At 60.2% G+C, this 14,986-nt stretch carries 9 protein-coding genes and 6 pseudogenes; 4 read left to right on the forward strand and 11 right to left on the reverse strand.

Features of this window, described 5'->3' with window-relative positions; genetic code table 11:
* The first annotated feature begins 139 nt into the window (after nucleotides 1-139).
* Together N2602_RS33380 and N2602_RS33385 are read left to right on the forward strand one after the other, a co-directional pair.
* Nucleotides 140-616, forward strand: coding sequence for an Lrp/AsnC family transcriptional regulator (locus N2602_RS33380; protein WP_057750689.1), 477 nt, complete (start codon nucleotides 140-142; stop codon nucleotides 614-616).
* 644 nt (nucleotides 617-1,260) lie between these two features.
* Nucleotides 1,261-3,000, forward strand: coding sequence for an MFS transporter (locus N2602_RS33385; RefSeq protein WP_409241865.1), 1,740 nt, complete (start codon nucleotides 1,261-1,263; stop codon nucleotides 2,998-3,000).
* Between the two features lie 448 nt (nucleotides 3,001-3,448).
* On the opposite strand, the pseudogene N2602_RS33390 reads toward N2602_RS33385, so the two are convergent.
* From N2602_RS33390 to N2602_RS33425, 9 genes and pseudogenes are all read right to left on the reverse strand, one after another.
* Nucleotides 3,449-3,992 (reverse strand): annotated as a pseudogene (locus N2602_RS33390) (ArdC-like ssDNA-binding domain-containing protein); the annotation flags it as partial.
* A 424-nt stretch (nucleotides 3,993-4,416) separates the two neighbouring features.
* Nucleotides 4,417-4,980, reverse strand: a pseudogene (locus N2602_RS33395) (transposase); the annotation flags it as partial.
* A 492-nt stretch (nucleotides 4,981-5,472) separates the two neighbouring features.
* A pseudogene (locus N2602_RS33400) lies at nucleotides 5,473-5,893 on the reverse strand (DDE-type integrase/transposase/recombinase); the annotation flags it as partial.
* Nucleotides 5,894-6,088: 195 nt separating this feature from the next.
* A complete protein-coding gene (locus N2602_RS39090; protein WP_409241938.1) occupies nucleotides 6,089-6,355 on the reverse strand; it encodes a hypothetical protein in 267 nt (88 codons plus the stop codon).
* Nucleotides 6,352-7,011: a transposase gene (locus N2602_RS33405; protein WP_260380779.1), complete on the reverse strand. Its 660-nt coding sequence runs from the start codon at nucleotides 7,009-7,011 to the stop codon at nucleotides 6,352-6,354. The genes N2602_RS39090 and N2602_RS33405 overlap by 4 nt, the downstream gene beginning before the upstream one ends.
* Before the next feature lie 171 nt (nucleotides 7,012-7,182).
* Nucleotides 7,183-7,525, reverse strand: a pseudogene (locus N2602_RS33410) (transposase); the annotation flags it as partial.
* A gap of 165 nt (nucleotides 7,526-7,690) precedes the next feature.
* A complete protein-coding gene (gene ectB / locus N2602_RS33415; RefSeq protein WP_260380780.1) occupies nucleotides 7,691-8,989 on the reverse strand; it encodes a diaminobutyrate--2-oxoglutarate transaminase in 1,299 nt (432 codons plus the stop codon).
* Between the two features lie 252 nt (nucleotides 8,990-9,241).
* Nucleotides 9,242-9,371: pseudogene (locus N2602_RS33420) on the reverse strand (IS5/IS1182 family transposase); the annotation flags it as partial.
* Nucleotides 9,372-9,542: 171 nt separating this feature from the next.
* Nucleotides 9,543-10,424, reverse strand: a complete 882-nt coding sequence (locus tag N2602_RS33425) for a reverse transcriptase domain-containing protein (RefSeq protein WP_260380781.1) — start codon at nucleotides 10,422-10,424, stop codon at nucleotides 9,543-9,545.
* Between the two features lie 128 nt (nucleotides 10,425-10,552).
* Here N2602_RS33425 and N2602_RS33430 point away from each other — a divergent pair.
* Nucleotides 10,553-11,492 (forward strand): IS630 family transposase gene (locus tag N2602_RS33430; protein WP_409241866.1). Its coding sequence is split into 2 segments (ribosomal slippage): nucleotides 10,553-10,888 and nucleotides 10,890-11,492, totalling 939 coding nucleotides; the frame shifts between segments, so codons are not numbered across the junction.
* 182 nt (nucleotides 11,493-11,674) lie between these two features.
* Here the strand turns inward: N2602_RS33430 and istB are convergent.
* On the reverse strand, nucleotides 11,675-12,538 hold the full coding sequence (gene istB / locus N2602_RS33435) for an IS21-like element helper ATPase IstB (RefSeq protein WP_407120139.1): 864 nt from the start codon (nucleotides 12,536-12,538) through the stop codon (nucleotides 11,675-11,677).
* Nucleotides 12,535-13,788 carry an IS21 family transposase gene (gene istA / locus N2602_RS33440; RefSeq protein ID WP_260380783.1) on the reverse strand — a complete coding sequence of 418 codons (1,254 nt, stop codon included), beginning with the start codon at nucleotides 13,786-13,788 and terminating at the stop codon, nucleotides 12,535-12,537. The genes istB and istA overlap by 4 nt, the downstream gene beginning before the upstream one ends.
* A 502-nt stretch (nucleotides 13,789-14,290) precedes the next feature.
* On the opposite strand from istA, the pseudogene N2602_RS33445 reads away from it, so the two are divergent.
* Nucleotides 14,291-14,966 (forward strand): annotated as a pseudogene (locus tag N2602_RS33445) (IS256 family transposase); the annotation flags it as partial.
* Between the last annotated feature and the right edge of the window lie 20 nt (nucleotides 14,967-14,986).

Genomic DNA, 14,986 nt, shown 5'->3' on the forward strand with positions numbered 1-14,986 from the left:
CATTTTGTTGAAATTGGCCATGCAATCAGGATACTGATAGTGCATAGAGATTTGCGTCGCATTTCCCACTAGCTCGCACGATTTCCTGCAACACACCCGCAATTCGCGACGGAATGCACCTAGAGGCTGGAGTTCAATCATGCAATACGACCGGATAGATGCCCGCATCCTGGAGATCGTACAGAAAAACAACCGGCTGACTTCCGAGGTCATTGGTGAAATGGCTGGGCTTTCTGCTACGGCATGTCAGCGCCGGTTGAAGCGCCTCCGCTCGGACGGAATAATTGAAGCCGATGTTTCTATTGTTTCCGCGAGGGCCGTAGGGAGGCCCATCCAGATGCTTGTGCTTGTGAGCCTCGAACGAGAGCGTTCAGACATCATCGACAAGTTCAAGAAAGCCATCAAATCCTCGGCTGAGGTCGTCAACGGCTTTTACGTCACCGGTGACGCCGATTTCGTTCTCTACATTACCGCCCGGACCATGGAGGACTACGAGCAGTTCACGCGTCGCTTCTTCTACGAGAACTCGGATATCAAAGGCTTCAAAACGATGGTCATAATGGATCGTGTTAAGACAGGTTTTGCCATTCCGATTGAGTCTCCGTCCGAGGAGTGACTGTGGCGTTCCTCCCTCGAGCTAAATCTTCAGTGCGGTTTTTCATCGCGCATTTGCCTAGAACGCCAAAAACAAGCGGCCTATTGCTCTAATCTACCCTGCTTGCTGGCATGCTTTCTGACCGGCTTCCTTTCGGATGCTTTTCAAAGCAGCCGACTCGACCAAGTGGCTCGTCGATCAATCGCGTGAGCCATCCAGTCTGACGGGACGATGCAAAATACAAGAACTAGGCAGAAGTTCCTCTGCGGTTCACTCGATGAAGTAGCTCTACTTGCTCCGGCGTACCATGGCTGCTACGCCGATTTCCCCTGCTCACGACGAACAACATCAATGTCGATGTTGGGATCGCCGCGACTCGAATATGCCGCGAGGGCGGTAAGCCAGCTTACTGATCGCGAGTCGCATCCGATCCACCTCGCCGATCTGTCGCAGGTTGCTCTCGCATTACGGGCGATGTTTTTTCGCGTCCGAGGCGAACAGGATCATGTTCGATGGCATTTTCCCGGCGTTGACCATTGCTGCAAGGTCTTCGTGCTCGAGCTGTGCCGAGCGGAGAAAGCGTATGGCCGCTTCCCGAGGGCGACGTGCTTTAGGCCGGCACCGGCCGCGGGAATCCAATCATCGGATGCGAGGTAGGGAACAAGATGATCATGTCGTCCAAGCCGAAGAGGTTACGCGCCGATGGCATCATCGCACCACTCCGGCTTCTCACCTTCCGTCGCATCTGGATAGCGAGCGTGCTTGCCAATCTCGGCGCTCTCATTCGGAGTGTCGGCGCTGCTTGGGCAATGACACAGATGACATCGTCTGCCGACAAGGTCGCGCTCGTGCAGACTGCTCTGATGCTGCCAGTCATGCTGATCTCTATGCCCGCTGGGGCGATCGCCGACATGCACGACCGGCGTATCGTTGCGCTGGTCTCGGTCAGTATCGCTCTCGCCGGCGCGGCCGCACTGACGGCACTCGCTTGGCTCGACTTGATCACGCCAAATTTGTTGCTAGCATTGTGCTTTGTGGTTGGCACCGGCATGGCCCTGATGGATCCGGCCTGGCAATCCTCGGTCAGCGAGCAAGTGCCCTTCGAGACGCTTCCAGCGGCAGTGGCACTGAACAGCATCAGCTACAACATTGCGAGAAGCGTTGGGCCCGCCATAGGCGGCATCGTGGTTGCAACCGCGGGTGCGGTCGCTGCATTCGCGTTTAATGCCTTGCTTTATCTTCCGCTGATCCTCGCGCTGTTCCTCTGGAAGCGCACCTCTGTGCCGAGTCGTTTGCCGCCCGAGAGGCTTAGCCGCGCCATCGTTTCGGGCGTGCGCTATATCATCAATTCGCCGTCGATCACGATCGTGATGATTCGCTCCATGGTGATGGGCGTGATCGGTGGCGGGATTATCGCGCTCATGCCCCTTGTCGCTCGCGACCTTCTGCATGGTGGCGCCCAAACGTATGGCACCATGCTTAGTGCCTTTGGTCTTGGCGCGGTGCTCGGAGCACTCAATATCACCGAGCTGCGCAAGCGCATGGGTGGCGAAGCGGCAATCCGCGCTTGCGCGCTTTCGATGGGCGGGGCGATTACAGCAGTAGCGCTGAGCAGCGAGCCAGTGTTGACGGCGGTTGCGCTTTTCCTTGCCGGCGCCGTGTGGATGATTGCGTGGGCGCTATTTAACATTGGGGTGCAGTTGGCGGCGCCGCGCTGGGTCGCGGGTCGATCGCTGGCGGCCTACCAGGCGGCAGGATCGGGCGGAATTGCCATTGGCAGCTGGGCATGGGGTTATTTAGCCGATGTCGCGGGGGTACAGACGACCCTCCTTATTTCGGCTGGCTTTATGCTTGTAACACCAGTCTTGGGGCTCTGGCTGCCGATGCCACGCATCAGCGCTCGTCAGCAAGAAGCCGAAATGCTGGCCGATCCCGAAGTTCGGCTCGAACTTTCCGGGCGCAGCGGCCCGCTTGTGGTTGAGATTGAATACCGCGTATCGCGGGAGAATGCGCGGGCGTTTCACAATGTAATGCAGGACGTGCAGCTATTCCGCCAGCGCACCGGCGCCTATGGCTGGTCCATTGCACGCGACATCGCCGACCCCGAACTCTGGACTGAGCGTTATCACTGTCCAACATGGTTGGACTATCTGCGACAGCGCAACCGCTCGACGACGTCGGAGCGCGCCCTAGATAGACAGGCAGCGGCTTTCCACGTTGGCCCTGGGCCTATACGGGTCCGCCGCATGCTGGAGCGCCCGTTCGGATCGGTGCGCCGGAACGACGATGAGCCTGATCGCGCAGCGAAGGAATTGGTGCGCGGCCAAGGTCTGATCGGAGTTGACGAGTTGACCGAAGCGGGGCGCCCGACAGGCAAGCTTGAGCAAAAGCAAAGATCGCCCTAATCGGCGCTTTGGCCGTATCAGGCATCACCAATGGGCGCATTGCCGTTTAAATGCTTCGAGACGCCAACTCACCCATCGAGCCAGCGACGACGTTCACGCCATGGATTGGATTATTGACCCCCACGAGCACGTCAGGAAGCCATAGTCGTTCTTGGCGTTCAAACCGCCAGCATTAGAGAATCAATTGAATACGGAACAAGCGGCGGACGGCATGCGGCCTTTCCGGAACCAACACGTTCGCAGCTTAAAAAAGGACGAGCCACTCCCAACGAGTGGCCCGCCGAGTCGGGAGGAAATGTCCCCTCGAGGACCTCTGGGATCAGGCCGCAGCCTGTTCGATCGAGGAGGATGGCAGCCCGAGGCTCTCGGCCACGGCTTTGTAAGTAAGCCGGCCGCGATTGGCGAGAGCCAGGTCAAAAGACAGCGTAGCATTGTTCGGAGCGTGGCTGTTGCCGCCAATACGGAAGTCGATCCCGCTCGCCCTGATCAGATATTCGACCTGCGGCTCGATCAGGCCTGGCGGCGAAGGCGGCGCCGTCGTTGCGATCTCCCATGGCAAACCGTCGCGCTGATCGGTATTAAAGACCGTGAAGCGCTTGAGGAACGGAATGGCCTGCGCTTCGTCGCCCGTTTCGCTCGCGCGCCGCTTTTCGTCGACCCGCACAAAGCGGTCGGCATAGACAACGGTGGTCCCGCGTTCGCGCCTGCGGACGTGGCCGCCGAGCGAGAGTGCTTGGCGGAAGGTAAGCGAGCTTTGACCGGTGAATGCGCGTTCGGTGGTGGCCCCCAGAGGATCAGAACGTTGATGCCGCTGTGCTGACGGTCGCGGCGCTTCTCGGCATGGCCAAGGATGCCCTTGATGCCGACGTGCCCCAGGGCTGCACCCAAGGCGCGCGGCCGGTCTCAAGCTCGCCGATGATCTTGTTGGTGATGTCGTCGTAAAGGTTTGTCCGGTCCTCACCGGTACGCGCCTGAAGATCGTGTCTGGACATCGCGAGTCTCCGCGACGGGCGCCGCGAGCCTCTCTCGCAGCCTGTAACCCGTCACGGCACGGCCCGCGCGACACTCTGACTCTCGGCCTCCAATTGAAGAGATTCCGAATCGGTGCGCCGGACCTACCCTTCCGCCCCCTTTCCGTCATGTGATTTGCAGGCCCGACCGGGCGTGCGCCGACGGCGCATCGCAAGCCTCTCCGTCGGCATCCAGGGTCCCCCTTCGCAAAGCCGAAAGGTTGACCCTATGGGAGCCAGAAGAGGTCTCGTCACCCCGGGTTCGCTTTTGCGATACCCCGGGCGACATCATCCCGGAATGGTGGGCGACATCATCTCGGAACGGGTGGGCGACTTCAAAACTTCAAATCGGAGTGCTGGGCGAGATCATCTCGGAATGCTGGGCGACATCGATCGGAATCCGCATGACCCGGCGCTTGGGCGATTTGTTGCGCAATTGCAGGCCCAATTCGCGATAGATGCGGCGGGCCTTGTTCTGGCCGTGACGCCATCCTTCGCGGCGGAGGAGCACGTGGACACGGCGATAGCCGTAGCGCACGCGAACATGGCAGATCTCCTTGACCCGTTTTTCCAAGGCCGCCTGGCCGGAGCGACGAGACTTGTAGTGGTAGGTCGACCGATCGAAGTCGAGGGTCGCGCAGGCTTTGCGGATCGACACCTGCCACTCACCACAAAGCTCGTCGACGAGCTTGCGCTTCCGACCAGGCTTCACAGCTTTCGGCGGATCACGTCCTGCAGCATCTCCTTGTCGAGCGATAGGTCCGCCACCGGCTTCTTCAGCTTGGCGTTATTGTCCTCGAGCTGCTTCAACCGGCGCATCTCGGTCGGCAGCAGTCCGTCGTACTTTTTCTTCTTGAAACAGGTCGCCTGGCTGATCCCGGCTTGCGGCAGATCTCCGCCACGGCGCCCGCGTCGCTACCCTGCTTCAGAATGAACGCCCTCTGGGCGTCCGAAACTTCGAGGCCTTCATCGGTGTCCGCTCCTCCCAGCCGAGGGGATTCACGCAGCGCAACTCTAGCCAAAAATGGTCCAGTTTGCCGGCCTCAGATCACGACCCAAAGGCACGCTCCCGGGTTGGAGGCGCCTGGGTCGAAGCCCTGCTTGAACGGCGTCGGCCGATGGTCGCCGCCATCGCCGTTGCCACCAAGTTGGCCCGGATCGTCTGGGCGATGTTGACGAGCGGGGAATTGTATCGGCCTAAGCTCGCGACCTGAATGTCGCGTGTGTTGGCCACGTTATAGTGTGAGGGCAAATGACAGCATGATGGACACCGACGGAGCTGGGGATCGAGCAAGCCCGAAGAGCTTTAAGCGAAACAAGCGCGACCCGTTGATGAGGCCTCGATCCGCGATCTCCATCAGGGCCAGCGGCCATGGCATCGGTCGCACAAACAGGCCGTATACATGAACGTACCCGACAGGTGTCCAAAGTGCTGCTGAAATCCCTTGCATCCGCGGGGCCGTCTATACTTAAAGCTCTCGATGAAGGCATTCTGCATGGGCTTGCCCGGCGCGATGTAATGCCATGCAACACGGCTCTGATCGGCCCACGTTAGGATCGCGTTGCTGGTGAACTCGCTGCCATTGTCGCTGACCACCATCTTCGGCCTGCCGCGTTCCATCACCAGCCGGTCTAGCTCCCGCGCTACGCGAGTTCCCGAGAGCGAGGTGTCGGCCACCAGTCTCGCGGGTGCAATCATCGACGAGGGTGGGGATACGGAATCGACGGCCATCGGTGAGCTGATCCGATACGAAGTCAAGCGACCAGCGGCCGTTCGGCGCCATCGGCACCATCGTCGGCGCCCGGGTCCCGATCGCCCGCTTGCGCCGGCCACGGCGGCGCACCGCAAGCCTCTCTTCCCGGTAGAGCCGGAACGGTTTCTTGTCGTCTAATCGCTGTCAACTGCCCTGGGTACCGGACCTTGTCGTCTTCGAGGTCGGAAGAATGTGCCGCCTCATCATGGCCCTCGCAAGTGGATCTCCCCAAGTGATTCCCGCGGTCTGAAGCCGCCCGAGAAGTTACGGGATAATCCAGCCAGCGTCCGTCCAGGGCGATCTACAGAGATCATATTGGCTTAGCTAGCTAGGCTCAGCTAGCCGGTGCAACCGCGAACTCCGTGCCATCCAGCCAGATACGATGCAGGATGATGGCGAGTTTGCGCGCACGGCGAGCTTCGCCTTTCGCGACCCGATCCGAGCCATCAATTGCTGCCCCCAACGGCGGAGTGCACTATCTTTGCGCACGCGCGTCATGAGCGCGTTGGCCGCCTCGAACAGAAGTCTTCGGCTCATGCGGTCACCTGCAGAGATATCGACCTCGCCGGATTGATAGCGCTGAGGTGTCAGGCCGAGAAACGGTCCGACATCGGTGGATCGGGAGAAGCGTTAGGATCGTCTATGGCCGTCGTGAACGTCAATGCAGTAATCGCGCCTACACTGGGGATCGTTATCATGCACTGGCAGGCCTCATGGGAGCGCGTAAGACGTAGAAGTTGCGAATCGAGCCTCTGCCTGCGCTCTCCCGCAACACGCCAAGCCTCAAGCAGCGCGTCAATGGCGCTTCGGATCAAGGGGTCCGCCGGACATCGCGTAAGCACTGCGCGCTCGAACGTTCCACCCTTACCGGCTGCGAGCACCACGCCGAAGGTCTTCAGACCACGAATTTGATTGTAAAGCGTCGTACGAATCGCGACGAGTTCGCCTCTGGCTGAGAGCAGGGCTCGGATACGACAGCTCTGCAGGCTCTTGATGGCGACGGGCCGGTACCAACCGGAGCGCACCACTTGCGCGATCCCAAATGCATCGTTCACATCCGTTTTGTTAACTTGTAGCGAGAGCGCCGCCGCGACATCGGGCGCGTGGATGCAGTCGATTGGAACGTCGAGAGCGCGGAGCCCATGCCAAAGCCAGATCGCCAACGGCCCTGTTTCCATGCCGACCCGAACTGCGTCTGGAGCGTGCTCGCGCAGCGCCATTGCGATGCACTTCGTTCCGAGGAGCATTTGCCCCGCCAAGTGCGCCGACTGTCACCGTCGATGACACAAATCTCTGTTTTCCTTTTGCAATACGTCCCAACCAACATAAAGGGTCATCACATGCTCCTCGTTTCGCACTGAGGAGAACATTCTGCCTCAGTCTCGCGCGTGCGATTAGGCCATGTGGTTGATCAGATAGCCTTCCCGCTTGAGCAGAACATGGAGGCGCCGATAGCCGAAGCGGCGACGCTCCAGGGCGATCGCCCGCATGCGCCGGCGGACGCCGGCTTCGTCTGCCCGGCTGGTCCGGTATCTTATGGTCATGCGGCAGCAGCCCATGGCTTTGCACGTCCGCCGTTCGCTCATCCCGTAGAAACCCACGAGATGCGCGACAGCTTTCCGCTCGGCCGCGGGCGTCACGATTTCTTTCCCAAGAGGTCCTTCAACGGTGCTTACGGCAAAGGTCGGCGACCGACACGCCGGCCTCATGCTCCTTCAAAATCCCAATGATCTGCTCTTCCGAAAAGCGGCTGCGCTTCATGCTCTGGTCCTCGTCGTGGGCCAGAACGAACTTCAAACTGGACTAAGCCCGAGGGACAAGGTCACCATGGTCGGAGCTTGGCGAACACCATTATCGTACAGTGCGAGACGACGGCATGAAACTTCTCATGCTAACCAGGGATACCCTCTTAGGGCAAGACCAACTTTATTTCGATGTGGTCCTCATCTCGTGCAGCGTTTCGGCCAAAGCTCGCTCGAACAGCGCAAGGCCTTCGTCCATTGTCTCATGGTCGATCGTGAGCGCAGGCAGAAACTTTACGACTTGATCGACAGGCCCACACCGTTCGAGCATCACGCCCTTCTCGAACGCCTTGCGCGTCGCAGACGCAGCTAGTTCGGGTACTTGACAATCAAAGCCAAGAGCCATGCCACGTCCTCTGACAACAAATCCATTTCCGTGCTTCGACGCAATAAGCTCGAGCCGACTTCGCATAAACTCCGAGATACGCCGAAGCTGCTGCGAGAATGCGGAGTCTTGCCAATAAGTATTTATAGCTGCGGTAGCAGAAACAAGTGCGAGGTTGTTCCCTCGGAACGTGCCCGTGTGCTCACCTGGCTGCCACGCGTCAAACTCCTCTTTGATCAGCAACATTGAAAGTGGCAGGCCGTACCCACTTAGTGACTTGGACATCGCAACAATGTCGGGAGACAATTTCGCAAACTCAAAGCTAAAGAAGTCACCCGTCCGACCGCATCCCATCTGGATATCGTCCACCACCAACAGCGCGCCAACTTCCATTGCAATGGCCTGAATGGATCTCAGCCATTCCTCACCAGCTACATTTATTCCCCCTTCACCTTGCACAGTTTCAACGAGAATGGCCGCCGGACGATCAAGGCCGCTACTCTCGTCTGTCAATAGTTTTCGCAAGTAGCTAGTGGTGTCGACAGTCGGACCAAAATAGCCATCAAAAGGCATCAAGGTTGCGCCGCTCAGGGAAATGCCAGTACCTGCGCGATAAAACCGATTACCGCTTGCGGCGATCGCTCCTAAGCTCATTCCATGATAACCGTTTGTAAATGAAATGACGTTTTGACGCCCGGTAACTTTGCGCGCGAGCTTTAAAGCTGCCTCGATGGCATTTGAACCCGTTGGGCCCGTGAATTGAAAGCGATATTTCAGCCCCCGGTCCCGAAGTACGACAGATGTGAAAGTACGCATAAACTCAAGTCTTGCAGGAGTCGCAATATCAAGGCCATGGATAACGGAATCCGATGCTAGATACTCAATGATGGCCTCCCTAATCGCATGGTTGTTGTGGCCGTAATTCAGCGCTCCAGCGCCAGAGAAGAAATCAATGACCTTTCGGCCGTCTTCAGTTAGCATAATAGAGCCGCGCGCGCGGCTGAATATGGCAGGAAACGAACGTGAGTACGAGCGAACGTTGGATTCGAGCGTCTCCAAAGCTTCAATTTTCTCCAACCGGTTCATTGCTTCATGCATGGCTGTCTTCCAAGTGCTGGTTCGACCGAATGAGCCTATTAGCTTCCGAGGTCTTGTACCGGGCGGCTCTTGAGGGGACGTCTACTGCCCAATGCGGGTCTCTCGTGTCCGCGTAATTAGCTGATAAGCACGCGCCAGCTGGCCTACTCAATATAGTAGTACTCCTTCGTCCGCTCAGTAGGGCAAAACATGCTTTCCGCGCTTTGGCCGGATCTCGGAGAACACGAACTACGTGTTTGGACTCAATTGATCGACCGGGCGGCCTTTCGCGTCGACTCGCGCGTGGATTTTGGTGGTGAGCCCGCCTCGACTTCGGCCCACACAACGATCTCCACTCTTTTTTCACCCCGGAAGCATGCTGATGGGGTCGTGGTCGAGTAGCTCGGCCATTTGGCTTCGCCCTCACAGATCCGGGCAGGCGGATTTCCCGCACCCGGCTCTTCCCGAGAGTAACCCGCGTCATATCCGCGCCTGCGCCCATGTGCGAGTGATGCGTGGAGTTGGCAGGCGGAAGCGTGCCGTCAGAGTCTCGAACTCCGGCCAGCCCATGCGCCTACTTTTTTCTGGCTGCGCCGTCTCGGACAACGTAACCAGGTTCGACGCACTTCGCGGTAGAAGCCGTTGAGCGCTGGATAATTGTGCGGCCTGCCGTAGTAACCATAGTGACCGCGCAGAACGGCGGCGAACCACTCGTGCTGCGTGCCAGTGGCGCGTGCATGAGCCGCCAAGCGTCCTGGCGCAACGCCGTCAGCTTGCGCGTCAGGCGTTTCCCTTCCGTCTTGTGCTTCACGATGAACCGGCCGTCTCGGGTCCGCCCGCAGTAGTGGGTGAAGCCCAGGAAGGCGAAGGTCTCTGGCCGCCGCTCGCCGCGCCGCTGACGCGAGAGGGCCGCGAACCGGCCAAACTCGATCAGCCGCGTCTTGTCCTCATGGAGCGTCAGGCCGAAGCTGGCCAGCCGCACCTTGAGAGCCAAGAGCATTTCCTGCGCATCTGCCTTGCTCTCGAAGCCCATGACGAAGTCGTCTGCATAACGGACGGTTACAATGCGACCGCGTGCATGGCGACAACGCCATTGGTGGACCCAGAGATCGAGGATGTAGTGCAGGAAGATATTGGCAAGGAGCGGGCTGATGCCTGCCCCTTGCGGCGTGCCCCTGTCCGTCTCTTGCTTCTCGCCGCTCTCAAGAATGCCAGCTCGTAGCCACAGCCCAATGAGCCGTAGGATACGAGGATCGGCGATTCTGGTCGCCACCATCCACAACAGCCACTCGTGGTCGACCGAGTCGAAGAAGCTGCGTATGTCGGCATCGAGCACCCAGTTCACGTGCTGGCTCATGATGGCCGTATGCAGGGCATCAAGTGCCATATGAGGATTCCGCCCCGGCCGGAAGCCGTAGGAGAACCCGAGGAAGTCGACCTCGTAGACGGCGCTCAACACCTCGGCCACCGCGCTTTGGACGATCTTGTCCTCTAAAGCGGGATGGGTTTAGGCTGAATCGATTTGGGATTCCCAAATCAGCCGGTTTCTGATTCACCATGCTGGCTGGACGGAGGCCAGCATGGATGGGCAAGCCGTACTCTCTTGATCTTCGCAAGCGTGTTGTGGCCGCGATCGAGGGCGGGATGTCCCGCAATCAGGCCGCCAAGCAATTTGGGGTGGCAATCAGCACGGCCATCGGCTGGATGAAGCGGGTTGATGAGACTGGCAGTGTCGAGCCTAGCCAGATCGGCGGCTACAAGCCGAAGGCAATCTCGGGTGAGCACGCGGTCTGGCTGTCGCAGCGGATCAAGGACGGCGATTTCACCATACGCGGTCTCGTTGCTGAGCTCGCCGGGCGCGGCCTGAAAGTCGATTATCACTCGGTATGGGACTTCGTGCATGCCGAGAAGCTCAGCTTCAAAAAAAAGCGTGGCGGCTGGCGAACGCGATCGTCCCGAGGTCGCGCGGCGGCGAGCCCAGTGGGCAAAGTATCAAGATCGCATCGAAGCTGAACGGCTGGTCTTCATCGACGAGACCTGGACCAGGACCGACATGGCCCCCTTGCGGGGATGGGCGCCGCGCGGGAGCAGACTTCACGCAAAAGTCCCCCACGGCCGCTGGAAGACCATGACCTTCCTGGCGGCCCTGCGCCATGACCGGATCGATGCGCCATGGTTCATCGAGGGGCCGATCGATGGCGTGAGCTTCCGCACCTATGTCGAGAAGGTTCTCCTGCCCACCCTTCAGCCCGGTGACATCGTCGTCTTGGATAATCTCGGTAGCCACAGGAGCAAAGTGGTTCGCCAGCTCATCCGTTCGGTCGGCGCCAAACTCTTCTTCCTGCCAAAATACTCGCCAGACCTGAACCCGATCGAACAAGTCTTTGCCAAGCTTAAGCACTTGGTCCGCAAAGCTGCCGCGCGAACCGTCGACGCTGTCTGCGCAGCAATCGGCCACGCACTCGATGCCTTTACCTCAGAGGAATGCGCCAACTACCTCAAAAATTCAGGCTATCGAACCTAATGTCATCACGCTTTAGCGCCGGCACACCGAGAGGTCGTTTACCCATCGGAATTGGGAATGTAGACCCGCCGCACCGGCTGTGGCCGGTAGCGCGCAGTGTGGACCCGGGCGCACAGTGTCAACGGCGCACGGAATCTCCTCAGAAGTGGCGCCGCAAAATTCCCCAGTTGGCGGGATGGCGATCAGCCGTCGACGTGATCAGCACCTCCGTCTTTTGGTGGCCGGCCCCGGCGTTTCAGGGTCGGGGGAATGGGGTTCGCGGTTGCCTGCGTTTTGTGTCGGATTGTCTCGGGAACGAGATCAGCATGTTCGCGTAGGCGATAGCTCGAGCCCTCGATTTGGATGACGACGGCGTGGTGAAGGAGGCGATCGAGCAGCGCGGTAGCGACGACGGAATCGCCGAAGATCTCTCCCCACTCGGCGAAGCCCCGGTTCGAGGTTAAGATCATAGCGCCTTTTTCATATCGGGCGTTGACGAGCTGGAAGAACAGATTGCCGCCACCGGGAGTGACCGGGAGGTAGCCGATTTCATCGACGATGAGCAGCGCGAACCGGCAGTAGTAGCGGATCCGCTCGCGCAGAGCGCCGTCACGTTCGGCCTTGGCGAGCGAAGCGACGATATCGGCGAGGGAGCTGAAGTAGACGCTGCGCCCTGCCTTAACGGCCTCCACGCCGAGAGCGAGGCTCAAATGGGTCTTGCCGGTCCCTGGTGGCCCGATGAGATGGACGGCCTCGGCCCGATTAATGAACTGCAATCCGGCGAGCGCCAGGACGCGGTTTTTGTCGAGCGACGGTTGGAAGGCGAAGTCGAAGCCGGCGAGCGTCTTTATGGCCGACAACTTGGCCATTTGAACCGCCATTTTAATGCGACGGTTCTCGCGCATCGTGAGTTCTTCGGTGAGCAAGGCATCGATGGCGTCGAGGGCGCTAATTTCGCCGCGTTCGAGGCCGCGCAGGGTGACGTCGAGGATTTCCAGGGCGCGCGGCATCTTCAGACTGACCAGGTTGGTCTTGACGCGCTCGATGACCGAGGAAGCACTCATCATACGATCTCCTGGGCTGCCAGGCGGCGGCCGACGGCCGCGTAGAAGTCAAGCGAGCGACGAACGGCGTGGTCACCGGCGCGCGTGAGGGTGATGGGTTCTGCACTGGGGCGTCGGCCGAAGCTGGCGAGCTTGCGATGTGCCGGATCGAGCCGCTTCTGGCCCCGACCTTCGAGCGGGGCATGACTTGCCACCAGCACGCTGCCCTCGAAGATGCGGATTTCGTCGGCGAGGACGTGGACGTCGAAGACCCGCCGCCGCGTCGTATCAGGCACGCTATACAGATTGCCGCCCACGCTCACCATGCCTTCGTGCGAGGCCCGTCGCTCCAGATGCAACACCGCCCGGTAGGGCGCGCTTGGCAAGGCTTGGAGTGCCGCCTTTTCCTCGGCGAAGGCCTCATTGACGACCCGATGGGTCGTGGCATGCACCCGCGGATTGGCGACAGTATCCAGCCAATGGCGGAGCTGGCCGTTGAGGTCGTCCAGATTGCGGAAGACCCCGCCGAGGAAGAAGTCCTCGCGGATGTAGCGGAATGGCCGCTCGACCTTGCCTTTTGTCTTGGGCCGATAAGGCCGGCAAGCGCGCGGCTGGAAGCCATAATGGCGAGCGAGATCGACCAGCGCGCGGTTGTAGACCACGAGCCCCTCGGCGTCCTCGCCAAGGACAGCGGTCTTCATGCGGTCGTAGAGGATCTCGCGCGGAGCGCCGCCGATCGCTTCCAGAGCGGCGATATGGCAGCGAAGCACTGTTTGCAGGTCCTGATGGACAACGAACCGCGCCCAGATCAGTCGTGAGTAGCCGAGCACCATCGAGAACAGCCAGACGATGCGCTTGGCCCCTGGCTCATCGACAAATTCGACCTCGAACCTGGCGAAGTCGACTTGCGCCTGCTCACCTGCTGGAGTTTCAAAACGCACTTGGAAGGCTGCCGGCTGGGCAGGCCGCAGCTCGCGCACGCGATCGCGGACGATGCTGTAACCGCCGACGAAGCCGCGTTCCTTGAGCTCACGCCACAGCCGCACGGCGGTGAGCGCAGGATAGGCAGCCAGCCGCTCACGCAAATAAGCTTCGAAGTGGTCGACAATTCCAGGCCGCACCGCTCGCTTTTTGTAGACCGGCGGCTCCAATCCTTTGGCGATGTAGGCCCTGACCGTCTTTCGGTCGACACCAAGTTGCCGGGCGATAGCGCTGACCGACAGACCTTGACGATGCAAATCCAGGATCATGACAAGTTCCCCAAGTTTGAGCACCGCGCCCTCCCTTTCGCCTGCAGGAGGAACGTCGGCGATTCGACGCGCCGGCCGACCGTCCAGGGCATGCCCTGGAAGGTCGGCCGTCACGAAAACTGGGGAATTTTCAAATGCCATAAGTGGGGAGAATTACTCCGCCACTCACACAGAGCTCGTGGATGTTATCCGTAAGCCGTTCTTCGTACTTCGCCACCGTTACCCCATCGACCCCCGCGCTGGCCTGCCGCTTCTGTCGTCGAAACGCCCGAAGCAGAGCGTTCTCGTCGATGTGATGCAGCAGCAAGGCTGTGAACCGGGTTTGGGCAGTCTGCTTGGGGCCGCCGCCTTCACCCGAGCGAGGTCGGCGGCAAGGCAACCCGGCTCTGTGTCCGGACCCTGGCCTTCTCGTGCGGGCTCCCCTCAGGCTGGCCCCTTCCCTCCATGCGTCTCGTTTCCTTCGACGACTTCACAGGTACTATGGGCCGTCCGACTCCCGACCTCAGCTCGGACCGCGGCTCTGGCAATGATCGGCTTTGCTGCCCAGCGCCTGATGGAGCTGGAAGTGGAAGGCCAGACCGGGGGCCGCCTACGGCGAGAAGAACCCCGAGCGCCTGGCCCAGCGCAACGGCTACCGCGACCGGACCTGGGAGACCCGCGCCGGCACGGTCGAGCTGCGCATTCCCAAGCTGCGTAAATGCTCCTACTTCCCGGGCTTCCTGGAGCCGCGACGGATGGCCGAGAAGGCGCTGACCGCCGTGGTGCAGGAGCCTATGTGCAGGGCGTCTCGACCCGTTCGGTGCACGACCTGTGCAAGCGATGGGTATGACCGGCATCTCAAAGAGCCAAGTCAGCCGGCTCTGCGGCAAGATCGACGACAAGGTGAAGGCCTTCCTCGCCCGCCCGATCGAGGGTGACTGGCCGGATTTGTGGATCGACGCCACCTACGTGAAGGTGCGCCAGAACGGCCGCATCGTATCTGTCGCGGTGATTGTCGCGGTCGTCGTTAACAGCGATGGCAGGCGCGAGGTTCTCGGCATGGACATTGGGCCGTCCGAGGTCGAGACGTTCTGGACCGCGTTCCTGCGCAAGTTCGCCCGCCGCGGCCTGCGCGGCGTCAAGCTCGTCGTCTCCGATGCTCATGAGGCATCAAGGTCAGCGTCGCCAAGGTGCTCAATGCCAGTTGGCAGCGGTGCCGCGTGGGGTCGTTGAAAAAGCTGCA

The organism is Bradyrhizobium sp. NC92, from assembly GCF_025200865.1.
Taxonomy (GTDB): Bacteria; Pseudomonadota; Alphaproteobacteria; order Rhizobiales; family Xanthobacteraceae; genus Bradyrhizobium.

Excerpts from the sequence above, each read along its gene's own strand:
- N2602_RS33380 (WP_057750689.1), top strand. The coding sequence starts at position 140 with ATGCAATACGACCGGATAGATGCCCGCATCCTGGAGATCGTACAGAAA.
- N2602_RS33385 (WP_409241865.1), top strand. The coding sequence starts at position 1,261 with ATGATCATGTCGTCCAAGCCGAAGAGGTTACGCGCCGATGGCATCATC.
- N2602_RS33405 (WP_260380779.1), bottom strand. The coding sequence starts at position 7,011 with ATGCTCCTCGGAACGAAGTGCATCGCAATGGCGCTGCGCGAGCACGCT.
- ectB (WP_260380780.1), bottom strand. The coding sequence starts at position 8,989 with ATGCATGAAGCAATGAACCGGTTGGAGAAAATTGAAGCTTTGGAGACG.
- istB (WP_407120139.1), bottom strand. The coding sequence starts at position 12,538 with ATGATGAGTGCTTCCTCGGTCATCGAGCGCGTCAAGACCAACCTGGTC.